At 37.6% G+C, this 19,679-nt stretch carries 16 protein-coding genes, 1 pseudogene and 1 other annotated feature; of the genes and pseudogenes, 4 read left to right on the top strand and 13 right to left on the bottom strand.

Annotated elements, in window-relative coordinates:
• Positions 1-98: 98 nt before the first annotated feature.
• From ACFSFY_RS03410 to ACFSFY_RS03375, 8 genes and pseudogenes are all read right to left on the bottom strand, one after another.
• Positions 99-625, bottom strand: a pseudogene (locus ACFSFY_RS03410) (prolipoprotein diacylglyceryl transferase family protein).
• 44 nt (positions 626-669) lie between these two features.
• On the bottom strand, positions 670-1,854 hold the full coding sequence (ccsB, locus tag ACFSFY_RS03405) for a c-type cytochrome biogenesis protein CcsB (protein ID WP_381535763.1): 1,185 nt from the start codon (positions 1,852-1,854) through the stop codon (positions 670-672).
• A complete protein-coding gene (gene resB, locus ACFSFY_RS03400) occupies positions 1,854-3,503 on the bottom strand; it encodes a cytochrome c biogenesis protein ResB (RefSeq protein WP_381535762.1) in 1,650 nt (549 codons plus the stop codon). Before resB ends, ccsB begins: the two co-directional genes overlap by 1 nt.
• Positions 3,504-3,845: 342 nt before the next feature.
• Complete coding sequence (locus ACFSFY_RS03395) at positions 3,846-4,556, bottom strand: cytochrome c biogenesis CcdA family protein (RefSeq protein WP_381535761.1); 711 nt, start codon at positions 4,554-4,556, stop codon at positions 3,846-3,848.
• A gap of 66 nt (positions 4,557-4,622) precedes the next feature.
• The gene (locus ACFSFY_RS03390; RefSeq protein ID WP_381535760.1) at positions 4,623-5,357 is read right to left on the bottom strand and encodes an urease accessory protein UreH domain-containing protein; all 735 of its coding nucleotides are present in this window, start codon (positions 5,355-5,357) and stop codon (positions 4,623-4,625) included.
• 22 nt (positions 5,358-5,379) lie between these two features.
• Positions 5,380-6,297 (bottom strand): F510_1955 family glycosylhydrolase, encoded by a 918-nt coding sequence (locus tag ACFSFY_RS03385; protein ID WP_381535759.1) that lies wholly within the window; start codon positions 6,295-6,297, stop codon positions 5,380-5,382.
• Positions 6,298-6,312: 15 nt separating this feature from the next.
• On the bottom strand, positions 6,313-6,990 hold the full coding sequence (locus ACFSFY_RS03380; protein WP_381535758.1) for a response regulator transcription factor: 678 nt from the start codon (positions 6,988-6,990) through the stop codon (positions 6,313-6,315).
• A gap of 20 nt (positions 6,991-7,010) precedes the next feature.
• Positions 7,011-8,372 (bottom strand): HAMP domain-containing sensor histidine kinase, encoded by a 1,362-nt coding sequence (locus ACFSFY_RS03375; RefSeq protein WP_381535757.1) that lies wholly within the window; start codon positions 8,370-8,372, stop codon positions 7,011-7,013.
• Between the two features lie 199 nt (positions 8,373-8,571).
• Between ACFSFY_RS03375 and resA the strand changes: the two genes are divergently transcribed.
• On the top strand, positions 8,572-9,102 hold the full coding sequence (resA, locus tag ACFSFY_RS03370) for a thiol-disulfide oxidoreductase ResA (RefSeq protein ID WP_381535756.1): 531 nt from the start codon (positions 8,572-8,574) through the stop codon (positions 9,100-9,102).
• 239 nt (positions 9,103-9,341) lie between these two features.
• Here resA and ACFSFY_RS03365 read toward each other — a convergent pair whose 3' ends face one another.
• Complete coding sequence (locus ACFSFY_RS03365) at positions 9,342-9,908, bottom strand: TVP38/TMEM64 family protein (RefSeq protein WP_381535755.1); 567 nt, start codon at positions 9,906-9,908, stop codon at positions 9,342-9,344.
• Positions 9,909-10,168: 260 nt separating this feature from the next.
• On the opposite strand from ACFSFY_RS03365, the gene ACFSFY_RS03360 reads away from it, so the two are divergent.
• Positions 10,169-11,104, top strand: a complete 936-nt coding sequence (locus ACFSFY_RS03360; RefSeq protein WP_381535754.1) for a metal ABC transporter solute-binding protein, Zn/Mn family — start codon at positions 10,169-10,171, stop codon at positions 11,102-11,104.
• Positions 11,105-11,299: 195 nt separating this feature from the next.
• Here the strand turns inward: ACFSFY_RS03360 and ACFSFY_RS03355 are convergent, their stop codons facing one another.
• From ACFSFY_RS03355 to tyrS, 4 genes are all read right to left on the bottom strand, one after another.
• Positions 11,300-11,428, bottom strand: a complete 129-nt coding sequence (locus ACFSFY_RS03355) for a hypothetical protein (RefSeq protein ID WP_381535753.1) — start codon at positions 11,426-11,428, stop codon at positions 11,300-11,302.
• An 18-nt stretch (positions 11,429-11,446) separates the two neighbouring features.
• Complete coding sequence (locus tag ACFSFY_RS03350; protein ID WP_381535752.1) at positions 11,447-12,628, bottom strand: acetyl-CoA C-acetyltransferase; 1,182 nt, start codon at positions 12,626-12,628, stop codon at positions 11,447-11,449.
• Between the two features lie 89 nt (positions 12,629-12,717).
• Positions 12,718-13,869, bottom strand: a complete 1,152-nt coding sequence (locus ACFSFY_RS03345) for an acyl-CoA dehydrogenase family protein (RefSeq protein WP_381535751.1) — start codon at positions 13,867-13,869, stop codon at positions 12,718-12,720.
• A gap of 299 nt (positions 13,870-14,168) precedes the next feature.
• Complete coding sequence (gene tyrS, locus ACFSFY_RS03340) at positions 14,169-15,434, bottom strand: tyrosine--tRNA ligase (RefSeq protein ID WP_381535750.1); 1,266 nt, start codon at positions 15,432-15,434, stop codon at positions 14,169-14,171.
• 58 nt (positions 15,435-15,492) lie between these two features.
• Positions 15,493-15,690, bottom strand: a binding site (T-box leader).
• Positions 15,691-16,010: 320 nt separating this feature from the next.
• Between tyrS and ACFSFY_RS03335 the strand changes: the two genes are divergently transcribed.
• Positions 16,011-18,917, top strand: coding sequence for a transglycosylase domain-containing protein (locus ACFSFY_RS03335; protein WP_381535749.1), 2,907 nt, complete (start codon positions 16,011-16,013; stop codon positions 18,915-18,917).
• A gap of 115 nt (positions 18,918-19,032) precedes the next feature.
• Positions 19,033-19,665 (top strand): GNAT family N-acetyltransferase, encoded by a 633-nt coding sequence (locus ACFSFY_RS03330; RefSeq protein WP_381535748.1) that lies wholly within the window; start codon positions 19,033-19,035, stop codon positions 19,663-19,665.
• Positions 19,666-19,679: the final 14 nt, after the last annotated feature.

Here is a 19,679-nt window from a genome sequence, read left to right as displayed (position 1 = left end):
CCATGGAGTTTTTGTTTGCTATTTATTCAATTGTGTAATTACATGTAATAATATAACCTGTTCCCCATTGAAGCAAGCCTAATTTCAAAAGTTCATTTCTATTTATCGTAGTAATTCACATTCGTTTTCTGGATATAACGTCTGATAATAAAAATGGCAATCGCAACTACAATAGTCATAACGGACACAAGCTGTGCCGCCCGGAGTTCACCGGCGACATATAAGCTATCCGTCCGCATTCCTTCGATGAAGAAACGTCCGATAGAATACCAAACGAGGTAAAACAAGAACACTTCGTGTAAATATACGTCGTAATAAAAGCACCAATCAGAGCACCATGGATAGCGATACCGCCCTCCTAAATCTGGATGATTTGCCCCGGGTTTTCTTTAAAGTAATCCCAAGTGAAAATGACATAATAAATCCGCGCGCTGATAATTGAAACCGGGACTGCCCATATGAGCAAATCAGACAAGAAATCTGCATGCATACCGCGTTTCACCATTTCCTTCTGTACGACTATGAATGCAAGGACAATGCCAAGCGCAATTAGAATTCCGTACCAACGGAATTCAATCGACCCTAGAGAAAATGCAACAGGATTTACTGCTAGTAGATTAAGCATGTATCAGCCTCTTCCTCTTGATGATTTGTAGTAGGTGTTACTTCTTACGCGTATGAATGCAAGCCTGCAATAATCAAGTTCACCGCAATTAAATTGAACATAATGATGACGAACCCTATGACCGCCAGCCATGCCGATTTCTTGCCTTCCCATCCACGGGATAAACGTAGATGAAGATAGGCTGCATAGAATAGCCATGTAATAAGTGCCCACACTTCTTTCGGATCCCATCCCCAAAATCTGGACCACGCTTCATGTGCCCAAATCATTGCGAAAATTAGTGCCCCCAGTGTGAATACTGGGAACCCAATTAAGACGGATCGGTAACCGATTTCATCCATGACCTGAGAATTCGCTTTTTTCGCAAATGGTTGGAACAATGTTGCAACTGGACGACGTAAAATAAGTCTAAGCAACAAATAAAGCACAATCCCCGTTGCAACTGACCAAACAAGCGTTGTTAATGTCTTCCCGTTGATGATTGCAGGCATTTCCGCAAGTGGTGTCATTTTAGCCGGCGTAAGCGATTCGTACTCATTCATACCGAACAACGGAGGGTAATTATATACAATTTGAGCTTGTGTTTCATTTTGAGTAATATAGGTAAATTCTGCTTCATATCCCATAATGGCAAACGTAGAAGAAGACAAAATGAAACCCACAACCAGGACTAGTGTGAACATAACCGATTCCAACCAAAAACGTTGTTTCGATTTTTTCGTCAAATCGACATTTTTCAATAGAAATACCACACCAGCAACAGCACTGATTGCAAGAATTGCCTCACCAATTGCAGCTGTAATAACGTGAACTGTCAACCAGTAGCTTTGTAACGCCGGGATAAGCGGTGAAAGCTCCCTTGGAAACATGCTTGCATATCCAATAATAATGACTGCAAGTGGCAAAGCAAATAAGCCGAGTGATGGTGTTCTGTAAAGAAAAAACAATAAGATGAATGCCCCTACAATCATCATCCCAAATGCAGTTGTAAATTCAAACATATTACTTACTGGAACATGTCCAGATGCAATCCAACGTATAACAAAATACCCCAAATGCGAAACGAATCCGATGATTGTAATAACAATCGCAATATTTCCCCACCGACTATTATTATACGTAGCTTCCGATTTTGAACCTTTTACCGCCCCGCCGAAGAACATCGTCGCAACGAGATAAGCGACAAACGAGACAAGAAGTAAATTAGCACTTAAAGACGCAAGTTCCATTATGAGTTGTCCCCTTTCGCTTCATCCAAACTAGACTCAGAATCTTGCCTATCTTCGTAAAGCGGCAAGTTTGCAAATTCTTTCACTTTATCAAGATCCTTTTTTAAGCCGAACCAGTTTTTATTTGTATGCCCTGCGAGGTATAGCTCACTGCCTTCGCCTTTTTGAATCCATATCCTTCTATGATTCCAATAGGACCCCTGAGCGACACCAATCATAAAAATAATTCCCCCGAGAAGCAAGATATACAATGTCTTGTCTTTCCGAATTACAAGTCCGGTGACATTACGTGTTTCAGCACTGACAAACGTTGCTTTGTAATCATTCATTTCCGTTTCAACTGTTTCGCGTATCGCTACAAAACTCATTTCACCGTCTGGTTTGGCTGGTGTCACCATTTTGAAAATGAATGCAGGATTGTTCGGTATTGGTGACTTTGATGACGGTTTACCATCTTCAAGACCATCATAATCTGGATAAAAATCCTTCAACTCCACATATGTACTCTCTCCCAGTCGATAGATTGGCTTGGGATTGATAAGATCAACAGTGAATTCACCAAGTGATGTATCCGATGATTTTTCCGTTAATTGGAAAGTCATCGACTTCAGTTCATCAAGACGATAATCCATTTGAAACACATTAAATCCATCAAAATTAAGCGGCTTGTTGACAATAATTGAATAATCTTTGACAAATTCCAGCTGATCGGATTGACCTGGAAGTCCACCTTCCACTTCTGTATACAACGTGACGTCTGATTGGTAATTTTTCACGATTGTTCCGACACGGTCTATTGCCTGACCAAACACCTCATCTTCTTCTTTGGAATAAGTCTCAATAATGAATTCATTATTCTTTAAATAGTAGCCTGGTGCACCAGGAAGTGAACGCGTCTCCCCTTCACGTAGCCAAAGTGGTTCATCGACGTAAAAACCTGGTAGACCTCGCAGGAGAACACCAAAGAGAAAGATGATCAGCCCAATATGGTTGATATATGGACCCCACCTTGAAAACCGACCTTTTTCTGCTAAAGTTGCTCCATCTTCCGACTTCACATTGTAACGTAGCTCTTTAAGCTTCTCCTTTGCTTTAGCCATTGACCTATCCGCATCTTCAACTGTACCTAAACCATAGATTCGTTGTCTTCTCATGAATGAGACATGACGCTTCGTGCGTTGTTTTTTCAAGGATTTGTATAAAGGCACTACCCTATCAACGCTAGCAATGATGATGGAAATGCCGAGCATTCCAATTAGCGTTATAAACCACCAGCTATTGTACATATCATAAAATCCAAGCTTATAATATAGAACGCCGGCAGTGCCATAATACTTTTCATAATAGGCCGCTATATCCACTTCCCTTACAGCAGGAACAAATAATTTTTGCGGAAACAAAGTTCCAATTGCTGAAGTAGCAAGAACTGCAATAATAATACTAACACCTATTTTAACACTAGAGAAAAAGTTCCAAACTTTATCAATCATAGATCTTTTATATGTTTGCGATCTTCTAGCAGATCCTTCGTATCTCATATCGATAAGTTTACTATTTTTCGCTTCTTCAGTTTGTGGTCTTCCACACCGTTCACAAAGTACTGTACCAAATGGGTTGTCGTGACCACATTGGCATGTAATTTTGCTCATCTTGAATTAACTCCTCCATCATTTAAAATATTTATGGCTAAAAGCATATAGCACTATATCAAGACTCCATAAATTCTCCTATATTTAATTGTACTAAGTAAATATGCAGTATTAATGGAATCCATAAGACAAGTATGTGAATGATTCAATTAATGCGTTTGTCTTTAAAGTATTTTCCTTTTGCAATTCTAAATAATTCCATAGAAAAAGCCCGCACAATACTGCGGACTTGTTTTATGGAATCAGAATGATTGACCACATTCTTTTTTTGCGTTCATCTTTGGGCAATGATTCTTATGCGATTAGTGAATCAAAGAAGTCTTTGGCCCTTTTACAACACCTTTAGAATCCCATAAATCCTCCAAAAAATGGACTGATCCATATAATAATGTATGTTAAACCATCGAAGAAAAGGAGTATACCCAGTGCAATCATTAGGTAGCCTCCAACCTTCGTTATTGTTCGGTTGTATTTTTGGATCCACTTAACACGGGTAATAAACATGGAGAGTAGGAAAAATGGAATTGCAAAACCTAGGACATAAACAAGCATATACCACATTCCAGAACCCGGATTTGATGCAGCCATCATAAAAACAGCCCCCGTGATTGGTCCTGTACACGGGGTCCATCCTGCCGCAAATGCTAGTCCTATAAGGAATGTTCCTAAATAACCGGCCGGTCGATTTTTAAATTGTAGTTTCTTCTCTTTCATAAGAAACTTAGGTGTAAAGAAACCTAGAATCATCAAACCGAAGATGACAATAAATATCGCACCTATTTGACGGAGTAAATCCTGGTACTGATAAAAAAACGTACCGACAAGCGACGAGCTATATCCTAGAAAGATGAAGATAACCGAAAAACCGATTAGGAACGCTATCGTATGAAGGATTCCACTTCTTCGAAACTTCCTTTTATCCGTGTTCATTTCATCAAGCGACATTCCCGTTATATAGGATATAAAAGCTGGATATAACGGCAGTGTGCAAGGTGAAATAAAGTTTAAAAAACCAGCACCAAACGCAAGAAACAAGTTCAAATCCGCAAACATCTATATAAACTCCTTTTTTGTAAAGTTCCAAAGAGCAATTTAAACAATCTACTTTTCTTTTAAAATTCAAATTCCCCAATAAGTGATTGTATCAATGATTCCTATGAAAATTAGAATCGCTCCCGCCAAACGTTGCACAATTCTTCCTATCTTCATGCTCGTTTTCATAATGAGTCGCTTCGCATCAAAGAACCATATTAGAAAAAAAAGGATGAGAAGAGGGATAGATGTTGCTATACCAAAGACAACGGGCAATATCAAACCATATGAAGTAGTTGCAACAAGTGGCATTAACCATAGGAAGAAAAGAACGAACATCGTCGGACAAAAAGCTAACGAGAAACTAGCACCTAATAAGAAAGACCCAAGCTTTCCATTTTGTAATCGCATCGGAATATAATTTGTTAACTTTTGAAGCAAGCCGAGCTTTAGAACACCTAGTAAAACAAGTCCCGTTAAGATCACGAGCGGACCTATTATTTTACGAAATACAGGAAAGAAGTCTATCAATGCAAATTCGAATGATTCACCTAGGAACCAAACGAATAATCCAAGACCACTAAATACAACAACTTTCCCAGCTATAAAGGCAATAATTTCACCCGTATTATGCTTCTTTTGCATTGTTCGATTTCCGTATAAAGTAATTGCACTCATATTCCCTGTGAGTTGGCATGGAGCAACAGCCCCCATTAAACCCAAAAGTAGCGCAACTACAAGAGGATATTGTTCAAATGAACTGATTAGAATATTAACCGGATTCGTAATTATCTCACTCATTCTAGACATCAATCCATACATAATTGTAAGCACCTACTTTATATTAGTTCTCCAGTTCGCCATTCACTGCTAGTTCATCCCAATTAAGACCTTCATCCTTCGTTAAATAAATATCGTTATTATGCGTTGCGATAACAATCTCTTTATCATCGTCTGGATTTACTGCAATGAAAACGATCGGATTTATTTCTTCGTTCGGCAATTGAATGGAATTCTCCTGATCATTGTCGAATGTGAATGTTTTAAGTTCCGTCTTGTCATTCTCATAGCTCGCATAATATCCGCCATTTTCAGTCAGTGCAACAAATATAACCATTTTGGTATCATTTAATCGTTCGAACTTTTCACCAAAATCTTTTGAAATAAATATGCCGTCTTTACTCCCTATTACAATCGTCTCTTTCTCTGATGGATGGGCAGCTAAATTCGAGATGAATTCTGAATTGAATTCATTCATAGAAGCCTTTTCCCAGGTTGCCCCTTCATCTAACGTATAATGAAGCCCATCTGACATCTCTTTGGTCGGCATTTCATTTATCACATAAATTGCATTAGAGTCATATCCTGCCGCAAGATAATGGAAATCAATTTCACCGTAGAACGCTAACTTTTCAAAACTTGCACCGCGGTCTGTACTTTTCACTAGACCAAATGGATTCATATAATCGGAACCAGATTCAGGATGACCACTCGAGAAAAAACCATCACGTATAGCTTGAAAACCCATATAATCATGCTTTTCACTATTTGCTTCTTTCCATCCGCCATTAGCGTATTCGTAGAGTCCATCATGCGTTGAAATCACAATGTCTGGTCCTCCATTTATATATCCTAGACCATGTAAATGTTCAAATTCACTATTTTTAACTTCTTCAAATAAATAGGATTCACTTTCCTTATTACATGCCGCCATAACAACAACCATCAATAGTAATGCTACAAGTAACTTAAATTTTTTCATATTCATCTTTCTCCTTTAAATCCATTTGTACCCAATTCCCCACACCGTCTTCAAAAATTCTTCATTAGGAAATCCAGCATTTTTTAGTTTATCTCTTAAATTTCGTATATGGGAATCTACAGTTCGAATGTCTGTGTAGGTGTTATATTCCCATGCCGCATGCATTAACTGATCCCTCGTAAAAGTTCTCTTCGGCTGCGTAATTAGAGCTTCGATAATGTAAAATTCTTTTAAAGTCAGCTGTGCCTGCCTTTTTTTATAGTGCAATGAATAGGAATCTCTGTTCAATATAAAATCTCCATATACTGCATTTCCAGACTTTTCCTCTTCTAAAGGATAACGACGTAGTATTGCATTTACTCTAGCCGTCAGCTCCCCTTCATCGAATGGTTTAGTTATATAATCATCTGCACCATTATCTAAACCTTTTACTAAATCCCTTTTATCTGTCCGCGCTGTAAGCATAATTACTGGGACATCAGAAAGTTTGCGTATTTCTCGACAAACTTCCCAACCATCCATGTTTGGCATCATAACATCCAACAAAACAAGTTGAATTTGTTCTCTCTTTAATAGGTCCAATCCATCTTTTCCATTATCTGCTTTTATACATCTGAAACCATGGGGTACTAAAAACAACTCAATTAAATCAAGCATCCTCTGCTCGTCATCTATAAGTAAAATCGTCCGCATCTTCATGACTCCTTATTTGTTTAGATTTTAACTGTGAATGTACTTCCTCCACCTACTACACTTTTCACATCAATCGTTCCGTCATGCGCCTCTACAAGTTCCTTCACAATCGCAAGTCCAAGGCCTGATCCACCGAAAGTTCTAGAACGAGACTTTTCAATTCTATATAACTTCTCAAAAATCAATTCCATTTCATTAAGTGGAATGCCGATCCCTTCATCCGTGACCGATATCACTGTACATTGTTTCTCTTTAGATACTTCTAGCGTTACTGTAGTAAGCTCATCTGAGTACTTTAAAGCATTGTCTAAAAGGTTTAATGCAATCTGTTCTAACCTTAATGGATCCGCATGAATTTTAAAATCCTCTTTACATATTAGCTTGAGCTCAATTTTCTTCAGTTTAAATGATGGATAAACGAGTTGATGAATATCCTCCATAAACTGTTTGGCTGAAAAATCACTTTTAGTTACAGTAAACGTCATTTCATCCATTTTTGCTAAATCCATTAAGTTTTTCACAAGATCTTTCATACGATTGGATTCTTCTGCAATAATTTGTAAATAATGATTTCTTTCTAGTTCTGTCAGGTCTTCTCTCATTGCTACTTTCAAATAGCCTATTAAATAAGTCAAAGGGGTACCAAGTTCATGAGAGACCGATGCAAGAAACTCATTACGTTCTTTCTTTATCCTGTCTAAATCCGTTGCCAATTTCATGATTGCAATCGATAATTCTCCTAATTCATCATTTCCCATTGCTGGAAGACTTACATTGAACTTCCCCTCACTTAATTTCTCCGTTGCTTCTTTCATTCGAATCAAAGGTCGAGTTAGAAACTTAGATAGGATGGTATAGATGATAAATAGGATAACAATGCTTGCTCCACCTGCCAATCCGAAGTGTTGGTTTAGTTTACTAACTAGTCGCTCAATCGGCTGACTACTTTGAAACATTACAACATATCCAGATTGCCCTCCTTCTACTTCATATGGATGCGCACTTACAATATACGGGGAATCTTTCCATTCAGGTATAAGGATTTGATCATTTTGAATATCTGAACTTCGAATTAAGCTAAGGTAAGCGGAATAGGTTTCAACATCTTCATCTGAACTGCGGATAATCTCATTGTTCAATCCAGTAATAATAACTTCCCGATCTTTTCCAGCTTCCATTAAGACAATATGAGTAATCGTTTCATCTGAATAATGGTCTTCTAGAACATTTCTATGATTAGATCCGCTCGCCAATAGACGGGAATATTCTTCATCTACTCTTGCGTGAATGATATTTTGATGTAAATAAACCATAAGAACTATTTCCAGTACAAGGAAGGCAGTTATAAAATAAGCAGCTAACTTTGTCGAAATTTTATGCATATGAACCACCTCTTGTAATTAGTATAGAAAAAGATTGTGGAAAAGATATGCAGACACGTTTCCGATTTGGAAATCCTTATGTATTCATGACGTCTTTGTGTCTGCACACTTTTTTGATACCTCATTAGTATAATCAAAACAAAACAACATTTCGGGTATGTATTAGACGCCGAAGAATATTAATAGGGGGGTTCAATAGTTGAAAAATAAAAAGAATCGTTTAATCATGAGAGCAGTCGTACTAGCAGTTTTAGCAGCAGCTATTGTCTTTACAATATACACAAGTTGGGCAAAAGAGAAATATGAGGTTTTACAAGTTGGGGATATCGCCCCGGACTTTGCACTTATTGATTTGGATGGGGAAAGTCATCAGTTATCAAAATATAAAGGGCAAGGGGTCTTCTTAAACTTTTGGGGAACTTGGTGTGCACCTTGTAAAAAGGAAATGCCTGCGATGGGTCTACAATACCAAGTTTATAAAGATCAAGGAGTTCAAATATTAGCGGTGAACATCGCGGAATCTGACTTGAAAGTTCGAGCATTCGCTGAACAATACGGAATGGTTTTCCCTACCTTAATTGATACTTCAAAAAGTGTAATGCAAACGTATAATGTAAAACCGCTGCCTACCACTCTTCTTATTAATCCAGACGGCAAGATTGTAAAGATTATAACAGGAGAAATGTCTGAAAACGATATTAAAGGTTATATGGAACAGATTAAACCCTGAAACAAAATTTAAAGATTCTATTCGAAAAAGGATGTTGCTTAGAGATCAATACATTCTTTCGCAAACATAATTTAATCTATCGAAAATAATGAAGAGGCAGTCCAACGGTTTTTACTTGGGACTGCCTCTTCTAAAATTCATTATGCCTATCCTCATTCATCATCCGGTGAAGACTACGTTTAATAGCCTTTAGTTTTCAATATAATACAGCGAAAAAGGAATATCGATAGAACAACAAACTAGAGTCCGCTATATTTGGAATTACTCTTTCTTATTAATATACTAATAATGATAATAGATGAAATTCCTAAGATCACTTTGCCCTGCCCATTCCAATAAAGGATTTGCTGAGTAGAGTATGCCTCTATAACAAGTGCAGGTATTTTTCCAAGTGTACTGGCCATCGAAAAGTTCAACATTCCAACGCTACTTCCTGCACTTGCCAAAGTAACTAAACCAGATGGTACAAACGGGAATACCCTGGTTGCAAAAATCAGTAAGAAAGCTTCCTTTCCTCTAGTTTGCTGTAGTCTACTTAAATACTTATTGTTAATAGAAATCTTAGTTTTTACTTTGTTTATACCTTTTCGATATAGGTAAAAGCTTATCATTGCTCCCAATGCCTCTCCTAGAATTGATAGAATTAACCCTTTTCCAAATCCGAAGAAACCGATATTTGCCGCCGTTATAAATATGCTCGGTATAAAACCCAAAATACTAATACTAATATTTAAAATGATACTTATCCCAGCAGCGATTAAACTATTATTTTCAAAACATTGCAGAATCTCTTCAACCTTAAACACCACCGGATTCCATAAATTGTGATAACCGTTTACTTACTGCATTCCAATTGTTTATTGAAGTTCGGGGTCATCCTTGTTAAGGATAAACCGCTTAGTGTCCCTAATATTATATCTTTAATTTATGCAAAAGCTTTGCATAAATTATAGTGGCCATTCGATTCATTTTTTAGTTGTAAAATGGTTGCTTTTCTTATATGATAAAAAATGTTAATGATACAAACCGTAATGATTACTATTTGAGAAAGGGTGGTTTTTATTTAATGAATAAAAAACTAGTTATCATTGTTTCATTATTCACAATGGTACTGCTTGCAGCTTGTAACAATATTGGGAATGAGAAAAAGAGCGAGGATCAACTAACCGTTTACACAACCGTATACCCACTCCAATACTTTACAGAACGAATTGGCGGCAATTATGTAGATGTGAAATCTATCTATCCAACAGGGGCAGAGGAACATACTTTCGAGCCTACACAAAAAGAAATGATGACTCTTGCCGACTCGGATTTATTCTTTTATATTGGACTTGGTCTTGAAGGATTTGTAGAAAATGCTGAGAATACACTGAAAAATGAACGTGTTAAAATGGTTGCCACATCTGATGCAATTACGGAAGAAATGCTTGGTGGGGAGCATCTTGATGAAGGTCACGAACACGATAACGACGACTTCGATCCACATGTATGGATGTCCCCCATTTTGAGTGATGCACTTGCTTATTCAATTAAAGATGCACTAATTGAACTGGCTCCTGATAAAAAAGATTATTTCGAGAAAAATTTTGAAGAATTACGGGATGATCTACTTAAACTTGATCGGGATTTTATAGATATGGCATCCAATGCACCAATAAAAACTTTTTTCGTTTCACACGCTGCATTTGGCTATATAGCCACAACGTATGGCCTTGAGCAAATTGCAATTGCTGGCTTGAATTCACAAAGCGAGCCTTCTCAAAAAGAATTGACATCCCTTGTCGAGTACGCGAGAGAACAAAATGTGAAGTATGTTCTCTTCGAACAAAACGTGTCCTCAAAGCTAACTGAAGTAATACGCAAAGAAATCGGAGCCGAATCACTTATGCTTCATAATCTCGGAGTATTGACGGTTGATGACGTGGAAAATAAAGAAGACTACTTTTCGTTAATGAACTACAATATTCGAACGCTCGAGAAAGCACTAAGCGATAAATAAGTTAAAAATGGCTGTCCTACATTATGGTATTAATTATTCGTATAGGACAGACCTTAACTTTTTTTGAAATTGAGCTGTATAGTATTCTAACTACATGAATTGTGTTAGAACTATTGTACTCTTATCTGAAATGGGATGAATATAAATTAATTTTTTATAAGGTTTCTGTTACAAAAAGCATTGTATCAAGCCCTATTAAAAGTGGTCATGCAAGTGAACCAGTTGGGTAATTCCATTCCCAATTGTACCTGCTCCAACTACAGATGTTCTTAATTGATGCCCTTCCTTCGTTTTTGATGTTTCTGGTACACCAAATGATTTCATCAGAAATTTCACTTCTTTTTAATCATTCGCGATCACAATTGCGATTCCTTGCCCACCACCGATACATAAACTTGCAACTGCATATTTTGCATTACGGCGCTTCAATTCATATGCGGCAGAGAGTATTATTCTTGCACCACTTGCTCCGACCGGATGTCCAAGAGCAATTGCCCCACCATTTACATTTGTTTTAGAACGATCCAAGCCTAATTCTTTTTCAACAGATAAGTATTGAGCTGCAAATGCTTCATTTATTTCAACGATATCCATATCTTCAATTGTCAAATTCGCCCGTTCTAATGCTTGTCTAATTGCAGGTACGGGTCCAATCCCCATAACTGTAGGATCTACACCAACAATCCCCCATGAAACAATGCGCGCGATTGGTTGTAGTCCGTGTTCCTTTACTGCTTTTTCACTTGCAACGACAAGGGATGCCGCCCCATCATTAATACCTGAAGCATTTCCAGCAGTAACCGACCCATCTTTTTTAAAAGCCGGGCGAAGTTTTGCCATTACTTCCTTTTTAATATCTGCTTTAATATGCTCATCTTTTTCAACAAGTACTGTACCTTTACGCGTCTTCACTTCTACTGCTACAATCTCTTTCGCAAAAAAACCACTTTCAACCGCTTGCGACGCTCGTTGGTTCGATTCGATTGCAAAAGCATCTTGTTCTTCTCTTGAAATTGAATATTGATCTGCCAGTTTTTCAGCTGTCATACCCATTCCACTTCCGGTATACTGATCGACCAATGTCGCTTGCAACATATCTTCAAATTGAAGGTTCCCCAACTTCGATCCACTGAACCTTTGTTCGAAATTAGAATACGGTGATTGCGACATGTTTTCAGCACCACCTGCTAGAACAATATTTGCTTCATCTAGCATGATTGATTGAGCAGCAGTTACAACAGCTTGCATACCAGAACCACATAAACGATTCAATGTGAGTGCTGGAACTTCTTGCGGAACGCCTGCATTTAGACCAATATGTCGAGATAGATAGGATGCATTCTTTCCTGTATGAATGACATTCCCATAAATTACATGATCTACTTGTTCAGGTTGTACATTCGAACGCTTCAGTGCTTCGATAGCAGTTGCTGTTCCAAGAGTCGTTGCATCAACTTTTGCAAAAGATCCTCCAAATTCAGTGAAAGCTGTTCGTGCTCCATCGATAATATATACATTTCTCATAAGCCTATTTCCCCTTCCTTTACTTCTATTTCTGAATAATAACTACTCTTCTTTCACCAATACTTTCCGCTCGAAGAGATTCATATTCTTCAATCCTCTAAAATCTTTTTGGCTATAATGCCTTTCATAATTTCAGTAGTTCCTGCATAAATGGATGTGACAGCAATATCTCTATATCTACGTGCAATTTCATATTCCTCAATGTATCCATATCCTCCATGAAGCTGTAGACATTCAGATGCAACTCGCTTAGCCATTTCACTGATCCACCACTTCGCCATAGATACTTCTTTTACAATATCGTCCCCTAGAATATGTTTCCCTGTTAATGTATTCACGTACGTACGCCCAATATCAATTTCAGTTGCCATTTCTGCTATTTTAAATTGTGTGTTTTGGAAGTCTGCAATTCGACTACCAAATGCTTCCCTCTCTTTTACGTAATCAATTGTAATTCTTAGCATTTCCTCAGCTTCTACTTGAACTTGAAGTGCTACCACTAAACGCTCTTGTTGCAGTTGTTCCATCAAATAATAAAAACCTTTTCCTTCTTCCCCCAGAAGATTTTCAACAGGAACTTTTGCATCTTCAAATATGAGCTCGCATGTATCGCTAGAATGCATGCCAATTTTATCAAGTTTTTTTCCTCGTCTGAAGCCTGGTGTGCCTTCTTCAACAACAAGTAAGGAAATACCACGATATGCTGGTACCGCCTTCGTATCAGTCTTGCAAACGACAACGACATAATCTGCATTCAATCCATTTGTAATGAATGTTTTTTCACCATTTAAAATGTAGAAATCTCCTTCTTTACGTGCGGTCGTTCGAATCCCAGCTAAATCCGATCCTGCACCTGGCTCTGTCATGGCAACCGCAGAAATAAATTCTCCTGTTACACTTTTGGGCAACCATTTTAGTTTTTGCTTCTCAGTTCCAAGTGCATGGATATATGGACTTACAATATCGGAGTGAAGACAAACCCCACTTGCCAAACCTACTCCAACCTTCTCCAACTCTTCGGTTAGAATCATAGAGTAGGAAAAGTCGAGCTCCAATCCACCATATTTTTCTTCCACCCACGGCAATAAGAAACCGCTTTCACCAAGTTTCAACCAAAACTCTCTAGGGATTTCTTTTTGCTTTTCCCATGTTTCATAGTGAGGATATGCTTCCTTATCTAACATTCGCCGTAATGCTTCACGAAACATGTCATGTTCGTCTGTAAGAAACGATGCTTTCATACTAACTCCTCCTATTTGAATGCCGTTTGGTTACCTGATAATTAGTTTCTAACATTACTTTAACAATCAGTATTCTAATTTGCGAGTTTATTGGAGTTTTTTTCAAATTTGAATTGTATTAAAATCAATAAAATATATGTGCACATTAACTTAAATACACAGCCAACTTTCTTTGGAAACAAAATAATCATGAATTTCATTACGACTATAAGAAGCTTTATATTTCCGACAATACATAAAGGCGGTCAACCTTTTTAGGGTTAACCGCCTTTTATGTATATTTTTCATGAATATATTGTTTAAATAAATTTAATCATTTTATAACTTTTCTTACCTCTACGTACAATTGTAAATGCGTCTTCAAGTCGGTCAGCACTACCTACTTCATATGCCGTGTCCGTCACTCGTTCCCCATTTAATGAAATCGCACCATTTGTCACATCTTCACGAGCTTGTCGTTTCGATGATGACACACCTGATTCCACAATAAAATCAACAATATTTTTATTTTCTTTATTCATTTCAAATGTGGGTACATCCTTAAATGCATCTTTCATTTCATTCACAGATAATGCTTTCAAATCACCACTAAACAGCGCTTTTGAAATCCTAATCGCTTGATCAAGTGCGTCTTGTCCATGAATAAGTCTAGTCATTTCATCAGCAAGAGCAATCTGTCCCTTACGTAAATGAGGTTCTCCTTGAACTGTCACTTCGTAAGCCTCAATGACTTCACGATCTAAAAACGTAAATATTTTCATGTATTTAATGACGTCTGCATCGGCAGTATTAATCCAAAATTGGTAAAACTCATATGGAGATGTTTTTGCAGCATCAAGCCATATTGCTCCACCAGCACTTTTACCAAACTTCGTACCGTCTGCTTTTGTGACAAGTGGAATCGTTATTCCGAAAGCTTTCGTTTCTTCATCATGCATTTTCCGTATAACTTCTAGTCCCGTGGTAATATTTCCCCACTGATCTGAACCACCGATTTGTACACGGCAATTGTAGTTGTCGTACAGATGGTTAAAGTCAATTGCTTGAATTAGCATATAAGAAAACTCAGTAAATGAAATTCCACCCTCTAGACGTGATGCAACGTTATCCTTTGCGAGCATGTAGTTTACACTTAATAGCTTTCCGTAATCCCTTAAATATTCAATGATGCTCATAGATCCAATCCAGTCGTTATTATTGACCATCTTGGCACCATTTTCAGAATTAAAATCAAAGATTTGTTCCATTTGCTTTTTGATTCCCAAAACGTTTTGATCTATTTGTTCAGTTGTTTGAAGTTGTCTTTCTTCAGATCGGCCAGACGGATCACCAATCATTCCAGTTGCTCCTCCAACCAACAATATTGGTTGATGGCCATGTTGTTGGAATCTTCGCAATGTAAGAAGTGGAACAATATGACCGATGTGCATACTATCCGCTGTAGGATCTACTCCACAATACAAAGATATTTTCTTTTCATTTAATTGTTTTTTAAGACCTTCCTCATCTGTCTGTTGGTACAATAAACCTCTCCATTTTAAATCTTCTAATAATACGTTTTCCATTCCAATTCCTCCTCAAATAAAATCAAAAAAGTCCCTACACGATTTTTTAAAAAAATCATGCAGGGACGCTAATTAATATATTAACGCGGTACCACCCAGCTTGAGAATACAATTCTCCGCTCAAACGCTTTATCGCAGCGCATACGTCACATTCAATAGCTGTAATTCATGTTAGATATCCCGAACAGTTTCCACCAACCACTGTCTCTCTATAACGGCACTATCTACACTACTTCGACTACTTCATCATGTAAAAACTTTATGTATATGGACAATTATATACAGTAATTTGAAGTTGTCAATCAAAATGAGTAGATAAACTATTTAACATTGAACTAATCATACGAAAAGAAAGCAAATTCGGAGGTCTACAACGTTTTCTTGAAACTTCGCAACGTTTATGAAAAACTACGCAACGCAAATCACAGGTGTCGAATTCTGAAAACCACACATACCAATAGAGTCCGTTACATCCTAAGTTACAAGTAACATATACTTGATTTTAACCATCAATGTTTAATGATTCTCTATGAAAGAATATGCTATAATGGGATAGATTTAAGGAGGTCATGTGACTTGAGTGAACAGAACAAAAAACCTATTAAACTTATAGAAGAGAAAATTGATGCATTAGCACAAACGAAGTGGGCTAAAGGCTTACGTATTACATCCGGTGTTATTTGGAATTTATTTTTACTCTTTATTATTATTGGTGTTACAGTATTTATCTTCGCAGGCTCTATTGGTGCGGGGTATTTTGCATCACTAGTAGCAAAAGAACCCTTGCGTTCAGAACAAGAAATGCGCAACACGATTCTATCCTATGAAGAAACCTCAGAACTTTATTTAGCTGATGGTGTCTATCTCGGTAAAGTCAATTCAGACATAGAGCGAAAAGAAGTGAAACTGAAAGATGTTTCACAACATGTTATCGATGCAGTCTTAGCGACAGAGGACGAGTATTTCGAATCGCATACAGGAATTGTTCCTAAGGCAATATTCCGAGGTCTATTACAAGACGTCACGAACTCTGACACTCAAACTGGCGGTTCGACACTGACTCAACAACTTATTAAAATTCAGATATTGACGAACGAAGTTTCTTACGAACGAAAAGCTAAAGAAATACTTCTTGCTATGCGTCTTGAAAAGTTTATGAAAAAAGAGGAAATCTTAGAAGCTTATCTGAATATTATTCCTTATGGTAGGAACTCTGTAGGGCAAAATATAGCAGGTATCGAAACGGCCGCTGAAGGCATATTCAATGTAAAGGCAAAGGATTTAACTTTACCTCAAGCCGCCTACATTGCAGGTATCCCACAAGCTCCTTTCGCTTATACGCCTTTTTATAGTAGCAATCTCGGTCAAAAAGAACCTGAAAACTTAAAACCAGGCATCAATCGAATGATGACCGTTCTTTTTAGAATGAAAGAAACAGGTTATATTTCGGAGCAACAATATAACGAGGCCATTGCATATGACATCACACAAGATTTTCGAGAACCAACACAACGTGCAAATGAACGTTATCCATTTCTAACTCAAGAAATTCAAAATCGTACAATTGAAATACTCGCAAAGGTTCTTGCTGAAAAAGACGGTGTTGATCCAAACAGATTTGAAGAGGAAAAGAAAATCGAGGAGAAATATACTATCTTGGCTCAACGATCGATGAGAGTAGATGGCTATAGGATTCATTCTACTATCAATAAAGAAATGTATGACGAATTCCAAAAGATTAGCAATGAATTTAAAAACTACGGCCATACATTCGTTGCAATTGAAAAAGATCCTGATACTGGCGAAGACAAAGAAGTATTAAATCCAGTACAAGTTGGGAGCGTTGCAATCGAAAACAGCACTGGAAAGATTTTGGCATTTATTGGTGGACGAGACTATGAAATCGAGAACTTGAACCATTCTACACAAGCTTTTCGTCCGAATGGTTCCTCTATGAAGCCACTACTCGTCTATGCGCCAGCAATCGAGTATGGTGAAGTCAGTGCAGGTAGCCCTATTGCTGACGTTTGGTATGAAACAACTAAATATGGCGGGGTAAAATATTCTCCGAAAAATTTCATCACAAATGAACAAATGGGTCTGATTTCAGCACGTCAAGCACTTGCTTCATCTCAAAACGTTGCTGCAACACGACTTTATGAAAAAATAATTGATAGGAAGCCCGTCGATTTTTTAAAGAAGATGGGATTTTCTCAAGTAACGCCTGCTCATTATGGATCACTAGCAGTTGCTTTAGGTACAATAGATGCATCCGTTGAAGAGAATACAAATGCATTTTCCACATTGGCAAATGATGGACAGTTCATTGATTCATATATGATTGAAAAGATTGAAGACATGAATGGTAACATCATTTTTGAACATAAGGTAGAGCCTGTTGATGTTTTCAGTCCTGAAACAGCCTACATAGTAACCGACATGTTACATGATGTGCTTACAGGACCTCGTGGAACTGGACAATTAATGAAGAAAAACTTGAATTTCAATATTGACCTAGCTGCAAAAACAGGTACTACTCAAGGATTTGGTGATGTATGGCTTGTCGGATATAATCCAAATATTTCTCTTGGGGTATGGCTTGGTTATAAGTCTCGGCTAACAACCCTCGACACCGCATCAAACCGATACGGTCAGCCTAGTACCAGAGTGAATTTATTATTTGCCGAGCTGATGAACGGAATGAATAGATCGTCACCAGAAATTGTTAAGGCCGAATCCAAATTTCAAAAACCAGATGGCGTTGTAAGCCGATCATTTTGTGGAATCTCTGGTCTTGCACCATCGCTTGCATGTACAAATGCCGGCCTAATAAGAACAGATCTATTTAATTCTAAAGTGTTTTTACCAACTCAAGAAGATGATAGTCTAATATCTTCATCATATGTGTTAATGAACGGCGTAAAATACAGTGCACTTGCAGAAACACCTTCTGCATTCATCAGAGCTGGTGGAATTGGACTGAACCAAAAGTTTATTGACCGTATTTTCTCACCATTTGGTGGGGATCCAGCATATTTATTCCCCAATAATTCAGGGTTTGCTAATAATGTAGTTGCGGGAAAATCTTTTGTTCCAGACGATGCTGCTCCTGCTGCAGTTTCAGCTTCCTTAAATAATACAACGATGACATGGGGAAATTCTGCCTCCAGTGATGTTATTGGGTATTATGTGTATAGAGTAGATAATGGATCAAGCTCATTAGTTTCAACGATTACTGACAGCGATTCTAATTCATACAACATTGGTGCCGGCTCTTATTTTGTACGCGCAGTTGATATAACCGGACGACAATCTGCACCCTCTAATATTGTTCAAATCAAGATAGAAGAAGAAGTTATAGAAGTAACTCCTCCAGAAACCGAGGAACCAGTCAATCCTCCAGTTGAGGAAATAGTACCTCCACCTTCTTCTGAAGAAGAGGTAAACCCTACGCCACCTGAAGAAGAGGTCGACGAGGAGTAATTTAATAGCCTATCCAAATACTTACTAACGTTTTTGGATAGGCTATTTCTATTTCCAATAAAGGATTTGTTGTATACTGACAATATGAGCATCTACTAGTGAGGCGGTGGAAATTATGGACCATGTAAAAACATATAATGCGATGGAAATCAAACATAAGAATGGGAATATTATTGTTGAAGGCCCCATTTCACAAGACGAAATGGCAAAACTTGAATTTCATGAACATTTAACTGCATTTAGAATTCCAAACCAACAGCATAAAGCACTTGTCAAAATTGCTGGACTGCCAGAGGGCCGAATCATTATTGCAAGAAATGGAAATGAGATTGTGGGTTACGCCACATACATATATCCAGATCCACTAGAACGATGGTCTGAAGGCAACATGGAAAACCTTATTGAACTTGGAGCTATTGAAGTCATTCCCAAATTCCGTGGAGGCGGAGTCGGAAAGGCCATTTTAAAAGTATCTATGATGGACGATGCCATGGAAGACTATATTATTTTAACAACCGAATATTACTGGCATTGGGATTTAAAAGGAACACAGTTAAATGTATGGGAATATCGAAAAGTAATGGAGAAAATGATGAATGCTGGGGGACTTGAATATTTCGCTACCGACGACCCGGAAATAAGTTCTCATCCAGCCAACTGTCTCATGGCTAGAATTGGTAATAGAGTCTCACAAGATTCAGTCCAACAATTCGATCGTTTACGTTTTATGAACCGTTATATATATTGAACTAAATAATGGAG

It is taken from the genome of Sporosarcina siberiensis (assembly GCF_042681925.1).
Lineage (GTDB): Bacteria > Bacillota > Bacilli > Bacillales_A > Planococcaceae > Sporosarcina > Sporosarcina siberiensis.
This window is presented reverse-complemented; position numbering and strand designations above follow the sequence as displayed.